1 protein-coding gene is annotated in these 462 nt (G+C 73.6%); it reads right to left on the reverse strand.

All coding sequences use genetic code 11. The features are described 5' to 3' along the window. On the reverse strand, positions 1-410 hold a 410-nt coding region (locus AC066S_RS39275; RefSeq protein ID WP_478271974.1), incomplete at its 3' end, for an alcohol dehydrogenase catalytic domain-containing protein. Positions 411-462 lie beyond the last annotated feature (52 nt).

A 462-nucleotide genomic window follows, 5' to 3' on the forward strand; every position in this document is an offset into this window, starting at 1 on the left:
GGCGCGTGGGTTGACCCGGGATGGCGGGCGAAGCCCAGGCGGTCGAACAGCAGCTCCCAGGCGGTGATGGCGGTGAGCGGCACGGCGGCGGCTTCGGCATCGGTCCAGTTGGCCGGCGCATGGGCGGCGATGCGCGCATCCACCGCATGCAGCTCGGCATTCGTGCCAGGGCGGTCGATGGCACCGGCATAGAACACGCGGTCGCCCACGGCGAAGCCGCGCACCTCGGCGCCCATCGCCTCCACCGTGCCGACCGCATCCCAGCCGAGCACCTTGGGCTGGCCGGCCTCGGCGGGCGCGGCGCTCGCGCGCACCTTGGTGTCCACCGGGTTCACGGAAACGGCGCGCACGCGCACCAGCAGGTCGTGCGGGCGCGGCACGGGCGCGGGCAGATCGGAGAAGTCCTGCAGGCCCTGGCCGGTGGCGGCATCCTGGGCATCGAGGGCGTGGGGAGTGAAATAG

It is taken from the genome of Bradyrhizobium sp. CFUWI, assembly GCF_056429085.1.